Source organism: Cryobacterium sp. 10I5 (assembly GCF_035019865.1).
GTDB lineage: Bacteria > Actinomycetota > Actinomycetes > Actinomycetales > Microbacteriaceae > Cryobacterium > Cryobacterium breve_A.
The window spans coordinates 1-20846 of record NZ_JASJVI010000040.1 but is presented as its reverse complement, the minus strand read 5'-3'; the positions used below and the strand labels follow the sequence as shown (position 1 = coordinate 20846).

The window sequence follows — 20846 nt, the reverse complement described above, 5'->3', positions numbered from 1 at the left end:
CTGCTGTGATCCTATACCGAATGTTTTCGGTTCCGGCACCCGTCCGACCGTTACCAGCATGCCACCGTCGGCTACATTGAAGTCTATGGAGGCACAGCTGCGACCCGGCGCCCGGGAGGCGATCTTCGCCCAGCTCATCGAGGCCGGCCGCGCCGAGCAGGTTGCCCGCCGCCTCACCGATGCCATCATCCTCGGCGTCCTCACGTCGGGCGAACGGCTACCGAGCGAGCATGAGCTCGCCCGCCGCTTCGGGGTCGCCCTGATCACGGTGCGTGAGGGCCTCGTGATCCTGCGTGAGTCCGGCCTCGTCGAGACCCGTCGGGGCCGCGGCGGCGGCAGTTTCGTGATCCAGGCGGATGCCCCGGACGAGACGCTCCTGCACACCCGGCTCCGGGGTGTCGCCCACGTCGAGCTCTCAGACCTCGCGGTCTACTTCGCCACGATCATGGAGGGCTGCGCCGAGCGGGCCGCCCTCCGCGCGGCACCGGACGATGCTGATCGGCTCTCCGAGTGGCTCGCCCTGGCCGACTGGGACCGGGACGCGGGCGCCCGCGCCACTGCCGGCGGTTTCTACCTCGAACTCGCGGTGCTCAGCCAGTCGGCGCGGCTCGTGCGTGAACAGGTTCGGCTGCAGGCGGAGTTCGGTCCGTTGCTCCTGCTCGGGCTCGCGGATCCCTCGGTGCGCGCGAGGGTCGCGGCCTGCAACACGGACGTCGTCGCGGCGGTCCGGGCCGGCGACGGCCCGCTCGCCCGCACCCTCGTCGCCGGGCAGGTGCGCGAACTCGCCGAGTGGCTGCACGCGGCGAAGACCAGGATCGAACGAGGAGGAACGCTCCATGCGGCATCCGCTGTCAGTGCCTGATCTGTCGGCTGCGGCGCCGGTTGCGGCGCCGGCCGCGCTCGCGCCCGTGGCCACCGCCGTCAGCGCGGCGGTCGCCGACGTGTTCACGATGCTCGACGACTGGCGCGATCGCGTCGCCGCCGCGGTCCCCGTTGCGACAACGGCAGAACTCGACGCCCTCGTGGAATCCCTCGTCGTGCCGACCCTGGTCGGCGGCGTCGCGGCGCACGACACCCCGATGCTCCTGATCGGCGCCGGGTTCATCGCGGCGGCGGACGACCGGCAGGCCAGCCCAGCGCATTTTGCATGGTGGCTCGGGCCGCTCGCCGGCAACCCCCTGCTCGGCACGACCCTCGCGCCCACCCGGCTCGACCTCGCCGCTCGCGTGCACACCGAATACCTGCGCGACTTCCGCGGCCTCGAGTGGTACCGGGTGCCGGAGGCCACGGGGCGAGCGCACGTCACGGGTCCGTACGTCGACCACCTGTGCACGTTCGATTTCATCGTCACCCTCACCCTTCCCGTGCTCGTCGACGGCCGCATGGTCGGCGTGATCGGGGCCGACGTGTCGGTCACCCGCCTGGAGCAGTCCCTGCTTCCGGCGCTGCTCGGACTCGACGCCCCTGCCGCCCTCGTGAACGCGATCGGCCGCGTCGTGATCTCGACGGAAGCCACGCTCGCCGCCGGTGACATCGTGCCGAACCCTGGGCATCCGCTCGCAGCCTATGACCGGGCTCCGTGCGCCGGGATTCCCTTCGACGTGATCGCCCGCCGCCCCCTCGAATAAAAGATTGCATTTGGGATGATTTAGGGTATCGTCGGCCTCTGGGGAATTCCACCCCGGGCGCCGTGGCCCTGGCCAGCGCCGACCAGCCGTTTGGGAAAGGCCTGCGCATGTCCATCCGTGAACTCCGTAACTTCGTCAACGGGCAGTACGTCGCCTCCGCCGCGAGCGAGCAGCTCGACATCGTGAACCCCGCGACCGAGGAGGTCTACGCGCGCACCCCCGTGTCGACAGAAGCGGATGTCGCGTCCGCGTACTCCGCCGCGGCGACCGCGTTCGAGACGTGGGGCGAGACCACCCCCGGTGAACGCCAGCTCGCCCTGCTGAAGTTCGCCGACGCCCTGTCCGAGCGTGCGGAGGAGATCGCGGACGTCGAGAGCGAGAACACCGGCAAGCCGCGTGCCGGCCTCGTCGGCGACGAGGTCGACGTCATGATCGACCAGGTGCGCTTCTTCGCCGGCGCCGCCCGCGTGCTCGAGGGCAAGTCCGGCGGCGAGTACCTGAAGGACCACACCTCGTTCATCCGGCGGGAGCCGATCGGCGTGATCGGCCAGGTCACCCCGTGGAACTACCCGATGATGATGGCGATCTGGAAGATCGCCCCCGCCCTCGCGGCCGGAAACGCCGTCGTGCTGAAGCCCTCTGACTCGACCCCCGTCTCGACGCTCCTCCTCGCCGAGATCGCGGCGGAGTTCTTCCCGGCCGGCGTCTTCAACGTCGTCCTGGGCGACCGCACCACGGGCCGCGCCCTCGTCGCCGACCGGATCCCGCAGATGGTGTCGATCACCGGGTCGGTACGGGCCGGCATGGAGGTCGCGGGCACCGCCGCGCTCGACGTCAAGCGCGTGCACCTCGAACTCGGCGGCAAGGCCCCGGTGATCGTGTTCGACGACGCCGATATCGACGCCGCAGTCGAGGGCATCGCGACGGCCGCGTTCTACAACGGCGGCCAGGACTGCACCGCCGCCACCCGAGTGCTCGTCCAGGCCGGAATCCACGACGAGTTCGTCGCAGCACTCGCGGCTTACGCCCGGGTGAACGCGAGGACCGGCGGCCCGCGCGAGGACGGCATCCTCTTCGGCGCCCTCTCGAGCGCAGACCAGCTCGCCCGGGTGCAGGGCGTCATCGCGGGCCTGCCCGACCACGCCGACATCGCGCTCGGCGGGCACCGCCAGGGCGACCTCGGCTACTTCCATGAGGCGACGATCGTCTCTAACCTGCGGCAGGGCGACGACGCGGTGCAGAACGAGATCTTCGGACCGGTCATCACGGCCCAGAAGTTCACCGACGAGGCCGAGGCGCTCGCCTGGGCGAACGACGTGCAGTACGGCCTGGCCTCCTCGGTCTGGACGAAGGACCACGCGCGCGCCATGCGGATGGCCAAGCGCCTCGATTTCGGCTGCGTCTGGATCAACACGCACATCCCGCTCGTCGCCGAGATGCCGCACGGCGGCTTCAAGCACTCCGGCTACGGCAAGGACCTCTCGATGTACGGCCTCGAGGACTACACCCGCATCAAGCACGTGATGAGCTACATCGGCTGATCCGCGGGGTAAACATCCGGTTCTATAGCTTTCTCGTAACGGTGTCACTATGGTGGGCACACACAGCCTGCCGACGACGTCAGGATGCACCGCAGCCGAAAGGTCATGATGAGCGCAGATCAGCCCGGAAAGACGCCCGCCGCGAAGGGAATCGGTGACCAGGAGCACCTCAGGGTGCTCGGGTACGAGGACTCTTTCCACCGTTCGATGTCGCTGTGGGCCAACTTCGCCCTCGGCTTCACCTACCTCTCGCCGCTCGTCGGCGTGTACTCCCTCTTCGCGCTCGCCCTCAGCACGGGCGGGCCGCCCTCGATCTTCTGGATCCTGATCGTGGGCGCCGGCCAGCTGCTCGTCGCCCTCGTCTTCGGAGAGGTCGTCTCGCAGTACCCGATCGCCGGCGGGATCTACCCGTGGACCCGCAGGCTCTGGGGCAAGCGGTACGCCTGGATGGCCGCCTGGGTCTACGTCTGGGCGATGCTCGTGACGATCACCGCGGTCGCAGAGTTCGGCAGCGGCTTCCTCGGCAGCCTGATCGACGCGCCGGTCACGAAGGAGGTCACGCTCGGCCTCTCGGTGCTGTTCCTGCTGGTGGCCTTCGCGTTCAACTTCTCCGGAACGAAGATGCTCGGCCGGGTCGCCAGGATCGGCCTCGGCGCCGAGCTCATCGGCGTGATCGGCCTCGGGCTCTACCTGCTGATCTTCCAGCGCAAGCAGGAGTTCAGCGTCTTCTTCAACACCATGGGCGTCGAGGGCGACGGCAACTACGCCGTCGCATTCCTCGGTGCGGCCCTCGCCGGCCTGTTCCTGTTCTACGGCTTCGAGGCCTGCGGGGACGTGGCCGAGGAAGTCGCGAACCCGGCCAGGGGCATCCCACGGGCCATGATCCTGACCATCCTCGTCGGCGGGGTCTCCGCCCTGTTCTCGTTCGGCGGCTACGTGATGGCGGCGCCCGACCTGCAGGCGGTGGTGGACGGCAACGACATCGACCCGATCCCGGCTATCCTCGAGGCCTCGCTCGGAACCGTCGGCGCCAAGCTCTTCCTGGTCGTCGCGATCACGGCGTTCCTGTCCTGCGTGCTGAGCCTGCAGGCCGCGGCCAGCCGGTTGATGTTCTCCTTTGCTCGCGATGGGATGATCCCCGGCCACGCCTGGCTGTCCCGGGTGAGCCCGCGCACCGCCGTCCCGGTGAACGCGCTCATCGTCGCCTGCTCGATCCCGCTGGCGCTCTGCCTGCTGATCTACGCGGGTGGCAGCCTCACCCAGATCACGGCGTTCGCGGTGATCGGCATCTACGTCGCGTTCCAGTCCGTCGTGCTCGCGGCGCTCCGCCAGCGGATCAAGGGCTGGCGCCCGGCCGGGCCGTTCAACCTCGGCAGGGCCGGCTTCGTGGTCAACGTCGTCGCCCTCGCCTACGGGCTGTTCGCAATGGTGTTGCTGGCACTGCCCGGCAAGACCGGCGTCTTCCTCGACGACTGGATCGTTCTGATCGGGCTCGCGGTCGTGATGGGCGCGGGCCTGCTCTACCTGTTCATCGCGAAGCCGCACACCAACTCGCACCAGCCCGAAGGCGACGCGATCGCGGTAGCGGCGCTGCTTCGGGCGCACCCGGGCAACGCCGCGTCGGCGACCCCCGGTGCGCCGGGGGCAACGGATGCCGGGGGCCCGCGCCCGACATCCGTGTCTGACTGACGAAAGCCCCGCCCGCCGTCGACGCGCCTCGCGCGCCACCTCCGCCGCTTCGCGCCAGGCATGCCTGGTGCGGAGCGGCGCACGTGGCGCGCAGCACGTTCTCGCCTGGACGCCCCGGGTACGACGAAGGGCCCGTCTTGCGACGGGCCCTTCGGTGTGGTGCTGGCGCTTGTGCCTAGATGGCGTTGACGTCGAGCGGGATGCCGGGACCGAAGGTCGTCGAGACGGCGCCCTTCATGACGTAGCGGCCCTTGGAGGAGCTCGGCTTGAGGCGGACGATCTCCTCGAGCGCTGCCGTGATGTTCTCGTTCAGCTGCTCGGCGGTGAAGGATGCCTTGCCGACGACGAACTGCACGTTGGCGTGCTTGTCGACGCGGAACGCGATCTTGCCGCCCTTGATGTCGTTGACGGCGCGGGCGACGTCGGTCGTGACCGTTCCGGTCTTCGGGTTCGGCATGAGGCCACGCGGGCCGAGGACCTTACCCAGGCGACCGACCTTGCCCATGAGCTCCGGGGTCGAAACCGCGGAGTCGAAGGCGGTGTAACCGGCGGCGACCTTCTCGATGAGCTCGTCGCCACCGACCTCGTCGGCGCCGGCAGCGATGGCTGCTTCGGCCGCGGGACCGGTTGCGAAGACGATGACGCGCGAGACGCGGCCGGTACCGTGAGGAAGAATAACGGTTCCGCGGACCATCTGGTCAGCCTTGCGCGGGTCGACGCCGAGCTTCAAAGCGACCTCGATGGTCGAGTTGAAGTTCGCGGAGCCGGTCTCACGCGCGAGCGTGACGGCCTCGGTGGGGGTGTAGAACTTGTCGGCCTCGATCTTCTCGGCCGCGGCCCGGTAGGCCTTTGACTTCTGTGCCATGTGAATCTCCTGAATATAAAGATTTGAGAGTGTGGTGCGAGCCTGGCCGGCTCTTCCACGTACTGCTTGGTGGCGGATGCCTGGAAGAGGTTTAGGCCTCGACCGTAACGCCCATGGAGCGTGCGGTGCCGGCGATGATCTTCGCGGCGGCGTCGATGTCGTTGGCGTTGAGGTCAACCATCTTCGCTTCGGCGATCTCGCGGACCTGCGCCTGGGTGAGCTTGGCCACCTTGACGGTGTGCGGGGTGCCGCTGCCCTTGGTGACTCCGGCGGCCTTCTTGATGAGCTCCGCGGCGGGCGGGGTCTTCAGGATGAACGTGAAGGAACGGTCGTCGTACACGGTGATCTCAACCGGGATGACGTTGCCGCGCTGGGATTCGGTCTGGGCGTTGTATGCCTTGCAGAATTCCATGATGTTCACGCCGTGCTGGCCCAGTGCCGGCCCGATGGGCGGTGCGGGGTTTGCGGCGCCGGCCTTGATCTGAAGCTTGATCAGACCAGTAACCTTCTTCTTCGGTGCCATGATTCTTCCTTCTTTTATGATGACGAGCGGCCGTGAGGCAACTCTCCCGGTGGCCCGGTCGGGCCCCGGTGGTGGGGAAACTTACTAAAGCTTGGTGACCTGGTCGAAGCTGAGCTCGACCGGGGTCTCACGCTCGAACAGGGAGACGAGGACGATGAGCTTGCCGCTCTCCGCCTTGATCTCGCTGATCGTGCCGGGCAGGCCCGCGAACGAGCCTTCCTTGATCGTGATGGTCTCGCCGATTTCGTAGTCGATCTCGGCGGGCAGTGCGCGGGTCGCGATCTTGCCGTGCGTGCCTGCGCCCTTGGCGGACGGCACGTCCTGGATCTCGACGAGGCTCTTCAGCATGCCGAAGGCCTCCTCGAAGCGCAGCGGCGTCGGGTTGTGCGCGTTGCCGACGAAGCCGGTGACGCCCGGCGTGTGCCGGACGACGGACCAGCTGTCCTCGTTGAGGTCCATGCGCACGAGCACGTAGCCGGGGATGCGCACGCGGGTGACCATCTTGCGCTGGCCGTTCTTGATCTCGACGACGTCTTCCATCGGAACCTCGACCTGGTAGATGAAATCTTCCATGGCCATCGACTGCTTGCGGTTCTCGATGTTCGACTTCACGCGACGCTCGAAGCCGGCGTAGGAGTGGATGACGAACCACTTGCCGGGCTGGAAGCGGAGTTCCTTGCGGAATTCGGCGTATGGATCTTCGTCGACGGGCTCAGCGGATGCGTCGGCGGCGTCTGCCGCGTCGGCTTCTGCATCGGCGGTGTCAACGCCTCCGTCGACGTCTTCCTCGTCGTCGACGGCTTCGGCGGCAGCCTCTGCCTCGTCGCTCGAGTCGATGTCCAGGGCGTCGTCAACTTCTGAGTCCGCTTCGGGGTCGACCGCGCCGGCGAGGGCGTCGAGTGCGGCGTCGAGGTTGTCCTCAACGCCGACGCTGGGGTCGAACACGTGGACGGCTACCTGTTCGGCGGCTTCCACGGACTCTTCTTCCGCTTCGAGGACGTTGCCTTCCTGTGCTTCGTCGTCGTCGGACGCCTGCTCGGCGGCGGTGGCCCAGTCGGCGTCGTCGTGATTCGTCTCAGTCACTAAATCTCAATCCTTATGTAGTGCGCGGGCACGAAGACGTGTCCCGCGCAGCGTTGCCGTGAATCCTGGCCATGCGGTCTCGCCGCCGGTGGGCGGCAGCCGGTCAGCCGCCTGGTGTTCCGAAGACGTACGTCACGACGAGTGCGAACACCCAGTCGAGGGCGGAAACCAGGGCCATCATGATCGCTACGAAGATCAGGACGACAGCCGTGTAGCTCAGCAGTTCCTTGCGGGTCGGTGTGACCACCTTGCGGAGTTCCGCCATGACCTGCTTCAGGAACAGGGACATCCGTGCGAACGGACCGCGTTTGGCGTCGCGAGCGAGTCGTGCGTCTGCGACGATTTCCTCACTGGGTTCGTCGACAACTTTTCGGGCCACCTGTTACACCTTTCATGGGCCGACGGAAATGCCACCGACTTGCAGGGCGGACAGGACTCGAACCTGCAACCTGCGGTTTTGGAGACCGCTGCTCTACCAATTGAGCCACCACCCTATGCAGCCGGATCACCACGCTCACTCACGCCACCCCCCGAAAAATACTCGAGAAAAAGGCGCAAAAAAGCCTGGCAGATTTCAACTACCTCGATCAAGTCTAGGTCACACCGGCACCACTGTAAAGCTGGGGCCGTCGGTGCGGATGCTGGCCGCGCGGGTGCGGCCACCGTATGCTCGTTCTGTGGCTCACGAACTCAAGCGAATCTCTACCCGGATCGGCTCCATCGCGGAATCGGCGACACTCAAGGTCGACAGCAAGGCCAAGGCTCTCCAGGCGGCCGGTCGACCCGTGATCAGCTTCGCGGCGGGCGAACCGGACTTCCCGACCCCCGCGCACATCGTCGAGGCGGCGCTTCTCGCCGTGCGCGACCCGAAGAACCACAAGTACACGCCGGCCGCCGGTCTGCCCGACCTGCGCGAGGCCGTCGCGTCGAAGACGCTGCGCGATTCCGGCCTCGCGGTCTCCCCCGCCCAGGTGGTCATCACCAACGGCGGCAAGCAGGCCGTCTACCAGGCGTTCGCGACGCTGCTCGACCCGGGCGACGAGGTCATCGTGCCGACCCCGTACTGGACCACCTATCCGGAGTCGATCCGGCTGGCCGGCGGCGTGCAGGTCGACGTCTTCGCCGGCAGCGACCAGGGCTACCTCGTCACCGTCGAGCAGCTCGAGGCCGCCCGCACCGAGCGCACCAAGGTGCTGCTCTTCGTCTCGCCCTCCAACCCGACCGGCGCGGTCTACTCGCCGGAGCAGACGAAGGCGATCGGCGAGTGGGCGGAGGAGCACGGGCTCTGGGTCATCACCGACGAGATCTACCAGAACCTGACCTACGACGGCGTGCGCGCCGTCTCGATCGTCGAGGCCGTTCCCGCCCTCGCCGACCGCACCATCCTCGTGAACGGCGTCGCCAAGACCTACGCGATGACCGGCTGGCGCCTGGGCTGGATGGTCGGCCCGCTCGACGCGATCAAGGCCGCGGCGAACCTGCAGTCCCACCTCACCTCGAACGTGTCCAATGTGTCGCAGCGCGCCGCGATCGCCGCCCTCACCGGCCCGCAGGACGACGCGATCGCGATGCGGGAGGCCTTCGACCGGCGCCGCAGGCTCATCGTCGCCGAGATGAACAAGATCCCCGGCATGGTGACGCCGACGCCCCAGGGCGCTTTCTACGTCTACCCGAACGTGACCGGGCTGCTCGGCCGCACCTGGGGCGGGGTCACGCCGACGACGTCCCTCGAGCTCGCCGACCTGATCCTCGACCAGGCCGAAGTCGCCGCTGTCCCCGGTGAGGCGTTCGGCCCGAGCGGGTACCTGCGCTTCTCCTACGCGCTCGGGGACGACCAGCTGCTGGAAGGCATCCGCCGCCTGCAGCGCCTCTTCGCCTAACGAATTCGACGGAGTTTTTGGGCTTCTGACACGTAAGACGCGTCTTAAACCGGTTCAAAACGCAAAAACTCCGTCGAATTGGTGAGGGTCGGCATCCATCGACCGGTGGATGCCCGGGTCGGCCGGGCGGACGCTTACGTTCCCGGGGCTCCGGTGGGATTCTTTCGGTATGACCACCACACCAGCGCCGCTGAAGAGCTCAGACCCCGTCGTGCGCGTGCGCGACCTGCACAAGTCCTACGGCGCCTTCGAGGCCGTCTCGGGCATCAGCTTCGACATCCGGCCCGGAGAGACCTTCGCGCTCCTCGGCCCGAACGGCGCAGGCAAGAGCACGGTCATCGAGATCCTCGAGGGCTACCGCGACCGCACCAGCGGTGAGGTGAGCGTTCTCGGCACCGATCCGCAGCACGGCGGCCTCGACTGGAAGGCCCGGCTCGGCATCGTGCTGCAGTCAACGGGCGAGAGCGGCAACGTCACGATCGCCGAGCAGCTCGCGCACTTCGCGAGCCTCTACCCGAACCCGCGGGACGTGACGGAGGTGATCGCGGCCGTCGGCCTCGAGGACAAGGCGAAGACCCGCATCAGCCGGCTGTCCGGCGGGCAGCGCCGGCGAGTGGATGTCGCACTCGGCATCATCGGCCGGCCGGAGCTCCTCTTCCTCGACGAACCGACAACGGGGTTCGACCCCGAGGCGCGGCACCAGTTCTGGGACCTCGTGCGCAGCCTGAAGGCGGAGGGCACCACGATCCTGCTCACGACCCACTACCTCGACGAGGCCGCCCAGCTCGGCGACCGTGCCGGCGTGATCACCGGGGGCCGGCTGATCGACATCGGCGCGATCGACGAGATCGGCGGAGCCGAGGCGCGGGTGCCGCTCGTGCGCTGGCGGGATGCCGCCGGGCAGTCGCACGAGATCCGCACCGACCGGCCGGGTCGCGTCGTGGCCGAGCTCGTCGCGGCGAGCGGCGGGCCAGGCGGCGCGGCGGGCGGCGCGGAACCGGCCGAACTCGAGGTGATCCGGCCGAGCCTCGAGGACGTCTACCTCGGGCTCGTGCGCGAGGACCGCGCGGAGAATTCCGACACAGCGAATTCCGGCACATCCACTTCTGACGACAGCACGGAGGTGCTCGCATGACCACGCTCGACACGACCACCGCTACCGGCAGCATCCGCTCGACTCGTCACGGCGTGCTGCGACTCGGCCTCGCCCGGGTGTATTACGAAGCACGCATGTACTTCCGCACCCCGGACAGCGTGTTCTTCACGTTCCTGTTCCCGTTCATCATGCTCGCGATCTTCACCGCCGCTTTCGGCTCGGCCGGCAACATCGGCACCGCACCGGACGGCAGCGGTGGCATCAGCGTCGGCGCGTATTACCTTCCGGGCATGCTTGCGGCGGGGATGCTGCTCTCCGGTGTGCAGAACCTCGCGGTCGACATCGCCGGCGAGAAGAGCGACGGCACCCTCAAGCGGCTCGGCGGCACCCCGTTGTCCCCGCTGAGCTACTTCATCGGCAAGATCGGGATGGTGCTCGTCACCGGCGCGATCCAGGCGGCCCTGCTCATTCTGGTGGCGCGATTCCTCCTCGGCATCGACCTGCCGACAGACCCGGCCGCGTGGCTCACGTTCGCGTGGGTGTTCCTGTTCGGCGTGATCGCCTCCGCGTTCCTCGGCATCGCGCTCTCCGCGTTGCCGCGCTCCGGCAAGAGCGCGACGGCCGTTGTGATCCCGATCGTGCTGATCCTGCAGTTCATCTCGGGGGTCTACCTGCAGTTCTACAACCTCCCCGAGTGGATGCAGAACGTCGCGAGCCTGTTCCCGCTCAAGTGGATGGCCCAGGGCATGCGGTCGGTGTTCCTGCCGGACAGCTTCGCGAGCCTCGAGCAGAACGGGGTCTGGGACCTCCCGCTCGTCGCACTCAACCTCGGCATCTGGCTCGTGGTCGGGCTCGTGCTCAGCCGGGTGACGTTCCGCTGGATCCGCAAGGACAGCTGACCATGGCCGTGTTCCCCGGCCGCGGCCGTCGTGGGAGGCTGGGCGCATGAGGATTCCGGCCATGACGACCCTGCGCTGGTGGGACGTCGCCGTCGGTGGGTCACTGCTCCTGATGGGGGTGCTCGCGGCCTCCGACCAGTACCGGTACGAGCTCGGGCGGATCGGCGCTCTCGCGACGCTCGCCGCGATGGGCGTCGGCTATCTCGCGTTCGGACGCCGCGCGATCGCGTGCCCGAGCGGAGCGACCGGTTCGGCCGCGCTGGCCGCGACCGTCTTCCGCGGAGTCTTGATCGTCGGCGTCGGCGTCGCCGCGGCATTCAACCCGAGTCTCGCGACGCTCCAGGCAATCGCCTTCCCGCTGCTCTGGACGCTGACCGATTCCTTCCTCGTCTCCGTCGCCCTGAGCGCCCTCCTCGCAGCATCGGCGGCGGTCGGGCTCTGGCTGGGCATCGGCGGCACCCCGTCCGCACTGGGGCAGGCGTCTGCCACCGAAGGGATCTCCTTCGTTTTCGCGATCGCGATGGGCGCCTGGATCACCCGCATCGCCCGCGACGGCAACACCCAACGGCGGCTCTACGAGGAGCTCAGCGTCGCCCAGGACGAGCTTGCCGCACTGCACCGGGATGCCGGGAGCGCGGCCGAGCGGGAACGGCTGGCCAGGGAGATCCACGACACGATCGCCCAGAGCCTGACGAGCCTCGTCATGCTCGCCCAGCGCGCGGGGAACGAGCTCGGGCCGGACGCCGGGGCGCGGCCCACCGTCGAGCTCATCGAAGACACCGCCCGGCAGGCCCTGACCGAGGCGCGCACCCTCGTCGCAGCGATGTCGCCCGTACGGGTCGGGGATTCGACCCTCGCCGAGACCCTGCGCCGCCTCGCCGGGCGCTTCGAACGCGAGACTGGAATCCAGGTACGGGTGATCCTCGCGGACACCGGCCTCGACCGGCTCGACGGGCTCGACCGGGAAAACGAGGTCGTGCTGCTCCGCTGCGCCCAGGAAGGCCTCGCGAACGTGCGCAAGCACTCCCGCGCGGGGGCGGCATCCGTTCGCCTCGAGCGGGTGGGCACGGATGCCGTGCTCACCGTGACCGACGACGGTCGCGGCCTCGGCGCCTATGCTCCCGCCCACGAGAACGGGTTCGGCCTCTCCGGGATGCGCGACCGGCTCGCCCTCGTCGGCGGCCGGCTCACGGTCGGGGCCGGCGAGCGCGGAGGCACCGTGCTGCGGGTGACCGTGCCCGCGGCGGGGGCCGAAAGCGCCCACCCCTCCGTCGAATCGGTTCGGGGCGAGAGATGATCCGGGTCATCGTGGCCGACGACCACCCGATCGTGCGCGGCGGCATCGCACTGCTGCTCAGCGCCGCCGGCGATATCGAGGTCGTCGGGCAGGCCGGCAACGGCGAGGAGGCCGTCGCGCTCGCCGCCGCGCTCGACCCCGACCTCGTGCTGATGGACCTGCGGATGCCGCTGCTCGACGGCGTCGCAGCGACCGCGCTCATCGTCGCGGCGAACGAGCGCACGCGCGTGCTGGTGCTCACGACCTACGAGAGCGACGACCAGATCCTCGCGGCGATCGCGGCCGGGGCGAGCGGGTATCTACTGAAGGCCGCGCCCCAGGCGGAGATCATCGAGGGTGTGCGTTCGGTCGCGCGCGGCCAGACGGCGCTCGCCCCGTCGATCGCGGCGATGCTCGTGCACCGGGTGCGCGTGGATGCCGCCCCGACGCCGCGCCTGTCGGCCCGCGAACTCGACGTGCTCCGGCTGGTGTCGGCCGGCGAGAGCAACCCGCAGATCGGCCGCTCCCTGTTCATCAGCGAGGCCACCGTCAAGACGCACCTGCTGCACGCCTTCGAGAAGCTCGCGGTGAGCGACCGGACCCGCGCCGTGACCCGGGCGATGGAACTCGGACTGCTCTAGCCCGGCATCCGCCCGCCGCCGCCCCGACACTCGCCGTTCGCGCCCTTTGTCGCCGGGGCGCCGGGGTCACTCGGCGGAAACGGCGACTCTCGGCGACCGTGCGGGCGGCGGGCGGATGCCGCGCTGGGGCGGCTAGAGCAGCTTGCGCTCGAGCGCCCAGGCGGTGAGTTCGTAGCGGGAGGAGAGCTGCAGCTTGCGGAGCACCGCTGAGACGTGCGTCTCGACGGTTTTCGGCGAGATGAACAGGCTCCCGGCGACCTCCTTGTAGGTGTAGCCGCGGGCGATCAGCCGCATGACCTCCTGCTCCCGCGCGGAAAGCCGGTCGAGTTCTTCCGTCGTCTCTGCGGTCTCGCCGGCGACCGCGCCGAAGGCGTCGAGCACGAAGCCCGCGAGTCGCGGCGAGAACACGGCATCGCCGTCGGCGACCCGGCGCGCGGCCTCGGAGACCTCGGCCCCCGACGAGCTCTTGGTGATGTAACCGCGGGCCCCCGCCCGGATCACCCGGACCACATCGTCTGCCGCGTCGGAGACGCTCAGCGCGAGGAACAGGGTGTGCGGCGCCCGCTGCGCGGCGTCGTGGATGACCTCGCTGCCGCCGCCGCCGCGCCCGCCGGGCAGGTGCACGTCGAGCAGCACCACCCGCGGCTGCAGGGCGACCACGAGTTCGATCGCCTCGTCGACCGTCGCGGCCTCGCCGAGCACGTGGATGTCCGCATCCAGTTCGGCGCGCAGGCCGGAGCGGAAGATCGAGTGGTCGTCGACGATCACGACGGGCAACCCGGCCGGTGGGGCGGGCGCGGCGTGAGGCTCGTTCATCAGCGGCTCCCGTCGACATCCGCTTCGTCTGGCTGCACCGGCTCTTCCCGAACCAATTCGACGGAGATTGTGGCATTTTCGACCCGAATCGGGCCCGTAACGTGCGTTTTCATCAAAAAGTCCGTCGAATTGGTGAGGTCGGGGGCAGCGGATGCCGTGGGCAGGGTCAGCAGGATCTCCGTGCCGGCGCCGCCGGGGCCGGGGCGCACGAGCGCGGTGCCGCCGAGGCGGCGCATCCGCCCGATGACGGACTCGCGGACGCCGTGCCGGTCGTCCGGCACATCCTCGAGCCGGAAGCCCGGTCCGCGGTCGGTCACGCTGAGGCTCACCGCGTTCGCCCCCGTCTCGAGGTAGACAGACACCGGGCCGCCGGAGTGCCGGGCTGCGTTCAGCATGGCCTCGCGCCCCGCGGCGAGCAGCCCCTCCGGTGCTGGGCCGAGGCTCGCGCCGGCGCTCACGATGTCGAACTGCACCGGGAAGTCGGCCTCGAGCTCCGCCGCGATCCGGCGGAGGGCGGTCGGGAGGTCGACGTCGGGGACGCCCTCGGCACCGGCACCGGTGCCGCTGCCGCCCGCACCGGCATCCGCAACAGTGCCGAAGCCGGTCCCTGTCCCGGTGAAGAGCCACTCGCGCAGCTCGCGTTCCTGGGCGCGGGCGAGCCGGGCCGCGTCGCTCTGCGGTCCGGCCTTCTGCTGGATCAGTGCGAGCGTCTGCAGCACCGAGTCGTGCAGGTGCGCGGCGATCTCGGCGCGTTCGGCCTCGCGGGCCCGCCCGGCGCGTTCGTCGGCGAGGTCGCGGGAGAGCCGCACAAGCCAGGGCGCGATCACGACGACGACGCCGAGCAGCACCGAAGCGGATGCGATCACGACCGTCCACCCATCCGGGCTGTCACTCGTCACGAAGAACAGCAGGATGCCGACCGCGACGAGCACGAGGGCGCCGAGCGCGCGCACGAGCAGCGCGGAGGAGTGCTGCTCCGAACCACCGCGGATGTCCGCGAACTGCCGCCAGGCGAGAGCGGTCCCCGAGAGCACGACGATCGCGGGGATGACGACGGCGAGCGGGATGTCGGCGCCGAGCCGGCTTGCGACGAGGGTGAGCCCGGCGGCGAGGAGGGCCAGCCCGAGCAAGATCTCCGTGATCGGGGCCGACCGGGCCGAGGACGCGGCGGCGGCGGCTCGCTCGGCCGCGGCATCCGCCGGCTCGCCCGGGCCGAAGCCGTGGCCGGAGCCGGAAGAGCCGGCGTACCCGGGCGCCGGGCGCGCGAGACTCGCCTTGGGGAGTTCGCCCGTCCCGAACCTGGCCGGGTTCGCTGACTCTGTCGGGGTCGTCACCCAGAGCCAGGCGTAGAGCAGCGCGCCGGCCCCGCCGGCGAGGACGAGCAGCAGAGTCGCGGATCGCACCACAGTGACGGACAACCCGGTGTGCTCAGCGAACCCCGCGCAGACGCCGGCGATGATCCGCTGGCGCGGCCGGGTCATCCGCTCGGTTCTCATGTCTTCATCCAAGCACCCCGAAGGCCGCCCCGATCCGGTGCGGTCAGATCTCAGGGTCCGTTCAGGGTTCTCCCCCATAGCAACGCGCCGGCGCGAGTGGTTGAGTCGAGTTATGACCGATCAACCGCGTAATCCGACATACCCGGCCGGCCCGGGCCCGTCGGGTCCAGACCAGCTCACCCGTTTCTTCGACTGGATCCGCCGCAGCGGCATGGTCCGCGGCGCAGACCGTTGGTTCGCCGGGGTCTGCGGCGCCATCGCCGGCCGCACCGGCCTCGACCCGATGATCGTGCGCGGCATCGCGTTCGTGCTCGCCGTGCTCGGGGCGCCCGTGCTCTTCGTCTATGCGGTGGGCTGGGCGCTGCTCCCCAACGCGCTCGGCCGCATCCACGCCGAAGAGGCGCTCCGCGGCCGCTTCGAGCCCGCCATGATCGGGATCGGCGCCGTTCTCCTGCTCACCATCGTGCCGTTCACGCGCGGTTTCTGGTGGGACGGCCCACCCGCTGCCTGGGGCATGCCCGGCTGGCTGAGCACCTCGCTGAGCGCAGCCTGGGGCCTCGCGGTCCTTGCCGGCATCGTCTGGCTCGTGCTCTATCTCGTGCGCCGCGGTCCGGGCGGCGGTTCCGGCGGCGGAAACAGCGGCGGCTACGGTTCCGGCGGTGGTTCCGGGTACAGTCCCGGTCCGGGTTCTGGTTCGGGTTCCGGCGAGCGCCCGCGTCCCACCTCGGGTTACGGCTCGGCAGCGGATGCCGGTGCGACCCCGCCAGCGCCCGGTGCACCCCCTGCACCTCTCGCTCCGCCCGCGCCCGGGGGCACGACCTCCGCGGGCACGGCCGGCCCGGCCGCGTCCGCCGGCTTCAACGCACCGACCGGGTCCGCGAGCACCTCCGGTCCGGCAGCGGCGGCCGGCTTCGCACCGCAATCGTCGTGGACGGCGTCACCATCCGCAACCGAGAACCCGTACCAGGCCGACTACCGCAACCGGAACGGGATCCCGCCGGCGGCGCCGGGGACGTACCCGGCGGCATCCGCTTACCCGGGCGGCCCGGGCACTCCCGCGACCGCCGCGTACGCAGCGAACGCCGCGAGCGCGACGGCCGCGAACCAGGCCTGGCAGGAGCAGAACCGGGTGCGCTCCGAACAGAACCGTGCCTGGCGCGAGCAGAACCTCGACTGGCAGGAGCGCCAGCGCCAGCGTCAGGCCGAACGCTCCGCCTGGCGCCGCGGCCGCCGCCCGAGTGCCGCCCTCTCGGCGATCGCCCTCGGGTTCGCGCTGCTCGCCGGGGCGATCGTCGCATTCCTCTATGCGCACGGGGTCTGGTCGAACTCCGCGTTCGTGCTCGGCCTCGCCGTCGCCCTCGGCGTCGCGGCGATCGGGATGATCGTGTCCGGAATCCGCGGGCGCGAGAGCGGGGCGCTCGGCGGGCTCGCGTTCCTCGCGGCGCTCACCCTCGTCGCCCTCGGCTGGATGCCGCAGGGCACCCAGTTCGCCTTCGCCGGCACGCACGACTGGGCCGTGCCGTCCTCCTCCGCCGGGGCTCCCCCCGGCTACGCGATGTTCGCAGGTACGCCGACCGTCGACCTCACCGCCCTCGACAATGCCCCGGCACGGGACGCCCGCACGATCGACGTGTGGCTCGGATTCGGCGTGACGACGCTCGAGCTGCCGAGCGACCGGCCCGTCGAGGTCGAGGTCAACCTCCTCGCCGGCATCGTGACGACGGGCGGGGAATCACGCGACCCCCAGCGCGCCGGCGTCTTCATCCGCGACGTGCGCACCGTCAACGGCACGGATGCCCGGGCCGTCACCCACGTTCGGGTCTGGTCGTTCGCCGGCCAGGTCGACCTCACCCAGTCCGGCGCCCGCGTCGGCACTGCACGCTAGGAGTCCGCCATGACCGATCCCGTCACCCCGCCCACCGGCTCTGGCCGTCCCGCCGATCCCGAAGTGTCGGCCGCGACCGCCTCCGGCTCCGGCTCCGGCTCCGGCTCCGGCTCCGCAGGCTCCCCCGATATCGCCGAATCGACCGAATCCGCCGCAGCCGCGACCGTCGAATCGTCAGAGTCCACCGCGGCCGCCGAGACTGCCGTGCTCCCCGTCAACGCGACCATTCCATTCCCGATCTCGGAGGCCGATACGGAAGTACTCCCGTTCGAGTCCGGCTCCGCCGCATCCGGACCGACGACCTCAGCCGATTCGACCGAGACCGCCGTCTTGCCAGTCGAGGCCGCCACGCCGCCTGCCCGATCATCTGCGGATACCGCCGTCCTGCGAGCTGAGTCACCGACCCCCTCGGGGGCATCGACGGCGAACACCGCGGTCCTGCCGGCCGACGTCACGGCCGCATCGACCGCGGAGACCGATGTGCTCCCGTTCGGGACGATGGACCGTTCAGGCCTCGCCGAAACCGAAGTGCCTCCGGTCGAGCCGGTCATTCCGGAGTTCACTGCTTTCGCCGCGCCGCGGGAACCCGCTGTACCCCTGGCCCCGAGCGCCGCTGCGGGTGCGAGCGCGGGTGCGACCCCTCCGTCCGGATCGCCGACGCCGCCGCCCGCACCTCCGGCACCGACCGCGCCCACTTACGCGGCTCCGGGCGCGAGCGCCCCGGAGACGTGGCCGACGGCGCCGGCGCGGCGGCGGCATCCGCTCTTCGGCACGATCTTCTGGGGAACGGTGATGCTCGCCTTCTCGGGCTTCATCATCTACCGCACGCTCGTGCCCGGCGAGACCGACCCCGCGCTCTGGCTGCTCGGCGGCGTGATCCTGATGGGACTCGTGCTCATCGTCGCGGGGATCGCCGCGGCGGCTCGTCGCGCGACCTGACCGGCCGCCGCATCGGTCCGACGGCGTCGCGCTATCGCTGCGCGGAGCGAGCGCAGGAGTTGCGCCGTAACGCGGGTGTTGCGCCCGGCAGGACCCAAGGAACAGGCCGGGGCAGCGAGCCCCGGGCAACTCGGCCGTCGGTTGAGCGCCCCTCCCCGTCCCGCGCGCCAGTTCCGCCGCTACGCTGCCGGCATGCCTGGCGCGGAGCGGCGCAATTGGCGCGTGAAAGCGGATGCCGGGAGGCGGGAGGCAGCGAAACCGCGAAACCAGAGCTACAGGCCGAGGCCGACGAGCACGGGCTCCGGCTGCAGGATGACGCCGAACTCCGCCTGCACGCGCTGCTGCACGAAGCGGGCGAGCTGGGCGATCTCCTCGCCGCTCGCGCCGCCGGTATTCGTCAGGGCGAGGGTGTGCTTGCTCGACACCGCGGCACGGGACCCGGGCAACCGGAAGCCGCGGGAGACACCGGCATGCTCGATGAGCCAGGCCGCGCTGAGCTTGACGAGCGGGACCACCGGGACCGCGCCGGGCACGGGGCCGATTCCGTAATAGTCCTCGAGCGGGATCACCCGGTCGGGCAGCTCGGGGTCATTCAGCGGCCAGCGCGGCGCGGACTCCGGCAGGGTCCGCGAGAAGCTCAGGGAGACGATCGGGTTCGTGAAGAACGAGCCGGCGCTCGTCGCATCCGGATCGCCCGGGTTGAGCAGCATCCCCTTCGCGGCACGCAACCGCAGCACGGTCGTGCGCACGTCCGCGAGCGGCACCCGGTCGCCGAGGTGCACGCCGAGGGCGTCCGCGAGCTGGGGGAAGACAAGGGGCCGACTGAGCGCCCCTCCGAGAACGGATGCCTCGGCCGCGGTATCCCACAGCTCCAGTTCCACCGCCACGACGAGGCCACGGAGCCCGTGCTTGAGCAGGGAGGTGCGGTACCCGAGTTCGAGTTCGGCGGCGGGGATGCGGCGCCGTTCGCCGCTCTCGTAGTCGAGGAAGTCGATCGCGACGAGGCTGTTGGCAAGTTCCTGGCCGTATGCGCCGATGTTCTGCACGGGCGCGGCCCCGGTCGAGCCGGGGATTCCGGAGAGGGCTTCGATCCCCGACCAGCCCTGCGCGACGGTGTGGGCGACAAGATCGTCCCACGGTTCGCCGGCCTGCACGCGCAGGACCACGCGGTCGGCGGAGCGCTCGACCGTGATGCCGCGGGTCAGTACCCGCACGACGGTACCGTCGAATTCGGTGTCCGCCGCGACGGTGTTCGAGCCGCCGCCGAGCAGCAGCCAGTCCTCGCCCGACGCCCAGACATCCAGGGCGGTGTCGACGAGGTCGTCCTCTGTCTCCGCAGCAAGCAACAACCGGGGTCGCCCGCCGGTTCGGATCGTGGTGAGTTCGGCGAACGTCGTCGGCGCGGCATCCGCCGGCTCGGCGCCGGCCCCCGCGCTCGCGTCAGAGACCGGCATAGCAGCAGCAGAACCAGCGTCAGTCATGGGCACTTAGGCGAGCGAGACGCGTGCCTGCGCCTTGCCGAGGACGGTCTGGCCGTTCGCGGTGACCGTGAGGTCGATGCGCACGATGCCGGCATCCGCTTCGATGCGGCCGACCTTCGCAATCACGGACACGACGGCGCCGAGCACGGGGTCGACGAGCACCGGGCGGGTGAAGCGCACCTGGTAGTCGACGACGCGGGCGGGGTCGCCGGCCCAGTCGACGACCGGCTGCACGGCGAGGCCCATCGTCAGCATCCCGTGGGCGAGCACGCCGGGCAGGCCGACAGAGACGGCGACGTCGTCCCGGTAGTGAATGGCGTTGAAGTCACCGGATGCCCCGGCATACCGCACGAGGGAATCGCGCGTCAGCGGGAAGAGGCCGGTGGCGACGATCTGGCCGAGGGTGAGCTCATCGAGTGCCGGCGTGGCCGCGGGTTCCTGGGTCATTCGTCTCCCCTGACGACGAGGGTGGATGTCGCGGTGACGACGTGGGCGCCGGTCGCGTCGACGACGCGGGATTCCGCGGTGACCATCGAGTGGCCGCCGAGGCTCTTGACACTCGCGACGGAGAGGGTCGCTGTCAGTTCGTCGCCGGCGACGATCGGACGGCTGAACGTGAAGCGCTGCTCGCCGTGGACCACGCGGCTGAAGTCGATCCCGCCGTCGGGCTCGGCGAGGAGCTGGGCGAGGGTGGCTTCCTGGACGACGACCGCGAAGGTCGGCGGGGCGACGACGTCGGCGTATCCGGCCGCACGGGCGGCCGCCGGGTCGTGGTTGATCGGGTTGCGCGCGAAGACGGCACGGGAGAACTCCCGCACCTTCTCCCGACCGACGAGATAAGGGGCGACGGGCGGGAAGACCCGGCCCTGCAGTTCGGGGTTGACAGACACAGGAGGAGTTTACCGGGCAGACTGGATCAGTGGAATTTGAACGCGTACGCCTGACCGACCCCGATGTGGTCGCCCTCCTTGTCGACCTGAGCCGCGAGTATGTGCTGCGCTACGGCGGCGGCGACGATGTTCTCGACGACGATGCCGCGGACTTCGAGGCTCCCCGGGGCGGCTTCATCGTGCTGCGTGACGGGGGCGTGACCGTCGCGGGCGGCGGC

20 protein-coding genes, 1 tRNA gene and 1 pseudogene are annotated in these 20846 nt (G+C 70.0%); 12 read left to right on the top strand and 10 right to left on the bottom strand.

Annotation, left to right across the window (positions count from 1 at the left end; all coding sequences use genetic code 11):
* Positions 1–85: 85 nt before the first annotated feature.
* The 4 genes from QN350_RS11390 (at position 86) to QN350_RS11375 (ending at position 4858) form a co-directional block, all read left to right on the top strand.
* Positions 86–862 (top strand): FadR/GntR family transcriptional regulator, encoded by a 777-nt coding sequence (locus QN350_RS11390; RefSeq protein WP_322138124.1) that lies wholly within the window; start codon positions 86–88, stop codon positions 860–862.
* Positions 855–1628 (top strand): hypothetical protein, encoded by a 774-nt coding sequence (locus QN350_RS11385; RefSeq protein ID WP_322138125.1) that lies wholly within the window; start codon positions 855–857, stop codon positions 1626–1628. Before QN350_RS11390 ends, QN350_RS11385 begins: the two co-directional genes overlap by 8 nt.
* A 107-nt stretch (positions 1629–1735) precedes the next feature.
* Positions 1736–3169, top strand: coding sequence for an aminobutyraldehyde dehydrogenase (locus QN350_RS11380; protein WP_322138126.1), 1434 nt, complete (start codon positions 1736–1738; stop codon positions 3167–3169).
* A 105-nt stretch (positions 3170–3274) separates the two neighbouring features.
* Complete coding sequence (locus QN350_RS11375; RefSeq protein WP_322138127.1) at positions 3275–4858, top strand: APC family permease; 1584 nt, start codon at positions 3275–3277, stop codon at positions 4856–4858.
* Between the two features lie 175 nt (positions 4859–5033).
* Here QN350_RS11375 and rplA read toward each other — a convergent pair whose 3' ends face one another.
* The 5 genes from rplA to QN350_RS11350 all read right to left on the bottom strand — a co-directional run bounded on the left by rplA (position 5034) and on the right by QN350_RS11350 (position 7823).
* A complete protein-coding gene (gene rplA / locus QN350_RS11370) occupies positions 5034–5723 on the bottom strand; it encodes a 50S ribosomal protein L1 (protein WP_134446689.1) in 690 nt (229 codons plus the stop codon).
* Between the two features lie 91 nt (positions 5724–5814).
* Positions 5815–6246: a 50S ribosomal protein L11 gene (gene rplK, locus QN350_RS11365; protein ID WP_134446687.1), complete on the bottom strand. Its 432-nt coding sequence runs from the start codon at positions 6244–6246 to the stop codon at positions 5815–5817.
* 84 nt (positions 6247–6330) lie between these two features.
* Positions 6331–7329: a transcription termination/antitermination protein NusG gene (gene nusG, locus QN350_RS11360; RefSeq protein ID WP_281536012.1), complete on the bottom strand. Its 999-nt coding sequence runs from the start codon at positions 7327–7329 to the stop codon at positions 6331–6333.
* 103 nt (positions 7330–7432) lie between these two features.
* Positions 7433–7708: a preprotein translocase subunit SecE gene (gene secE, locus QN350_RS11355; protein WP_134534380.1), complete on the bottom strand. Its 276-nt coding sequence runs from the start codon at positions 7706–7708 to the stop codon at positions 7433–7435.
* A 42-nt stretch (positions 7709–7750) separates the two neighbouring features.
* Positions 7751–7823: transfer RNA gene (locus QN350_RS11350), tRNA-Trp, on the bottom strand.
* Positions 7824–8006: 183 nt separating this feature from the next.
* Between QN350_RS11350 and QN350_RS11345 the strand changes: the two genes are divergently transcribed.
* The 5 genes from QN350_RS11345 (at position 8007) to QN350_RS11325 (ending at position 13121) form a co-directional block, all read left to right on the top strand.
* On the top strand, positions 8007–9209 hold the full coding sequence (locus QN350_RS11345) for a pyridoxal phosphate-dependent aminotransferase (RefSeq protein WP_322138128.1): 1203 nt from the start codon (positions 8007–8009) through the stop codon (positions 9207–9209).
* Between the two features lie 169 nt (positions 9210–9378).
* Complete coding sequence (locus QN350_RS11340; protein WP_322138129.1) at positions 9379–10344, top strand: ABC transporter ATP-binding protein; 966 nt, start codon at positions 9379–9381, stop codon at positions 10342–10344.
* Positions 10341–11204: an ABC transporter permease gene (locus QN350_RS11335; protein ID WP_322138130.1), complete on the top strand. Its 864-nt coding sequence runs from the start codon at positions 10341–10343 to the stop codon at positions 11202–11204. Before QN350_RS11340 ends, QN350_RS11335 begins: the two co-directional genes overlap by 4 nt.
* Positions 11205–11250: 46 nt before the next feature.
* Entirely contained in the window at positions 11251–12501 is a 1251-nt protein-coding gene (locus tag QN350_RS11330; protein WP_322138131.1) for a sensor histidine kinase, read from the top strand.
* Positions 12498–13121, top strand: a complete 624-nt coding sequence (locus QN350_RS11325) for a response regulator transcription factor (RefSeq protein WP_323502994.1) — start codon at positions 12498–12500, stop codon at positions 13119–13121. The genes QN350_RS11330 and QN350_RS11325 overlap by 4 nt, the downstream gene beginning before the upstream one ends.
* Before the next feature lie 132 nt (positions 13122–13253).
* Here QN350_RS11325 and QN350_RS11320 read toward each other — a convergent pair whose 3' ends face one another.
* The gene (locus QN350_RS11320; protein ID WP_322138133.1) at positions 13254–13937 is read right to left on the bottom strand and encodes a response regulator transcription factor; all 684 of its coding nucleotides are present in this window, start codon (positions 13935–13937) and stop codon (positions 13254–13256) included.
* Positions 13937–15433 (bottom strand): PspC domain-containing protein, encoded by a 1497-nt coding sequence (locus QN350_RS11315; protein ID WP_322138134.1) that lies wholly within the window; start codon positions 15431–15433, stop codon positions 13937–13939. The genes QN350_RS11320 and QN350_RS11315 overlap by 1 nt, the downstream gene beginning before the upstream one ends.
* Positions 15434–15545: 112 nt before the next feature.
* Between QN350_RS11315 and QN350_RS11310 the strand changes: the two genes are divergently transcribed.
* Together QN350_RS11310 and QN350_RS11305 are read left to right on the top strand one after the other, a co-directional pair.
* Positions 15546–17318 carry a PspC domain-containing protein gene (locus QN350_RS11310; protein WP_322138135.1) on the top strand — a complete coding sequence of 591 codons (1773 nt, stop codon included), beginning with the start codon at positions 15546–15548 and terminating at the stop codon, positions 17316–17318.
* A gap of 9 nt (positions 17319–17327) precedes the next feature.
* Positions 17328–18257: a hypothetical protein gene (locus tag QN350_RS11305; RefSeq protein ID WP_323502993.1), complete on the top strand. Its 930-nt coding sequence runs from the start codon at positions 17328–17330 to the stop codon at positions 18255–18257.
* 272 nt (positions 18258–18529) lie between these two features.
* Here QN350_RS11305 and QN350_RS11300 read toward each other — a convergent pair whose 3' ends face one another.
* From QN350_RS11300 to QN350_RS11290, 3 genes are read right to left on the bottom strand one after another with little or no spacing between them, the layout of a single operon-like run.
* A complete protein-coding gene (locus QN350_RS11300) occupies positions 18530–19711 on the bottom strand; it encodes a UDP-N-acetylmuramate dehydrogenase (RefSeq protein ID WP_322138137.1) in 1182 nt (393 codons plus the stop codon).
* A gap of 33 nt (positions 19712–19744) precedes the next feature.
* The gene (locus QN350_RS11295; protein ID WP_322138138.1) at positions 19745–20185 is read right to left on the bottom strand and encodes a MaoC family dehydratase; all 441 of its coding nucleotides are present in this window, start codon (positions 20183–20185) and stop codon (positions 19745–19747) included.
* The gene (locus QN350_RS11290) at positions 20182–20628 is read right to left on the bottom strand and encodes an FAS1-like dehydratase domain-containing protein (protein ID WP_134446663.1); all 447 of its coding nucleotides are present in this window, start codon (positions 20626–20628) and stop codon (positions 20182–20184) included. The genes QN350_RS11295 and QN350_RS11290 overlap by 4 nt, the downstream gene beginning before the upstream one ends.
* Positions 20629–20657: 29 nt before the next feature.
* Between QN350_RS11290 and QN350_RS11285 the strand changes: the two are divergent.
* Positions 20658–20846: pseudogene (locus QN350_RS11285) on the top strand (FMN reductase (NADPH)); the annotation flags it as partial.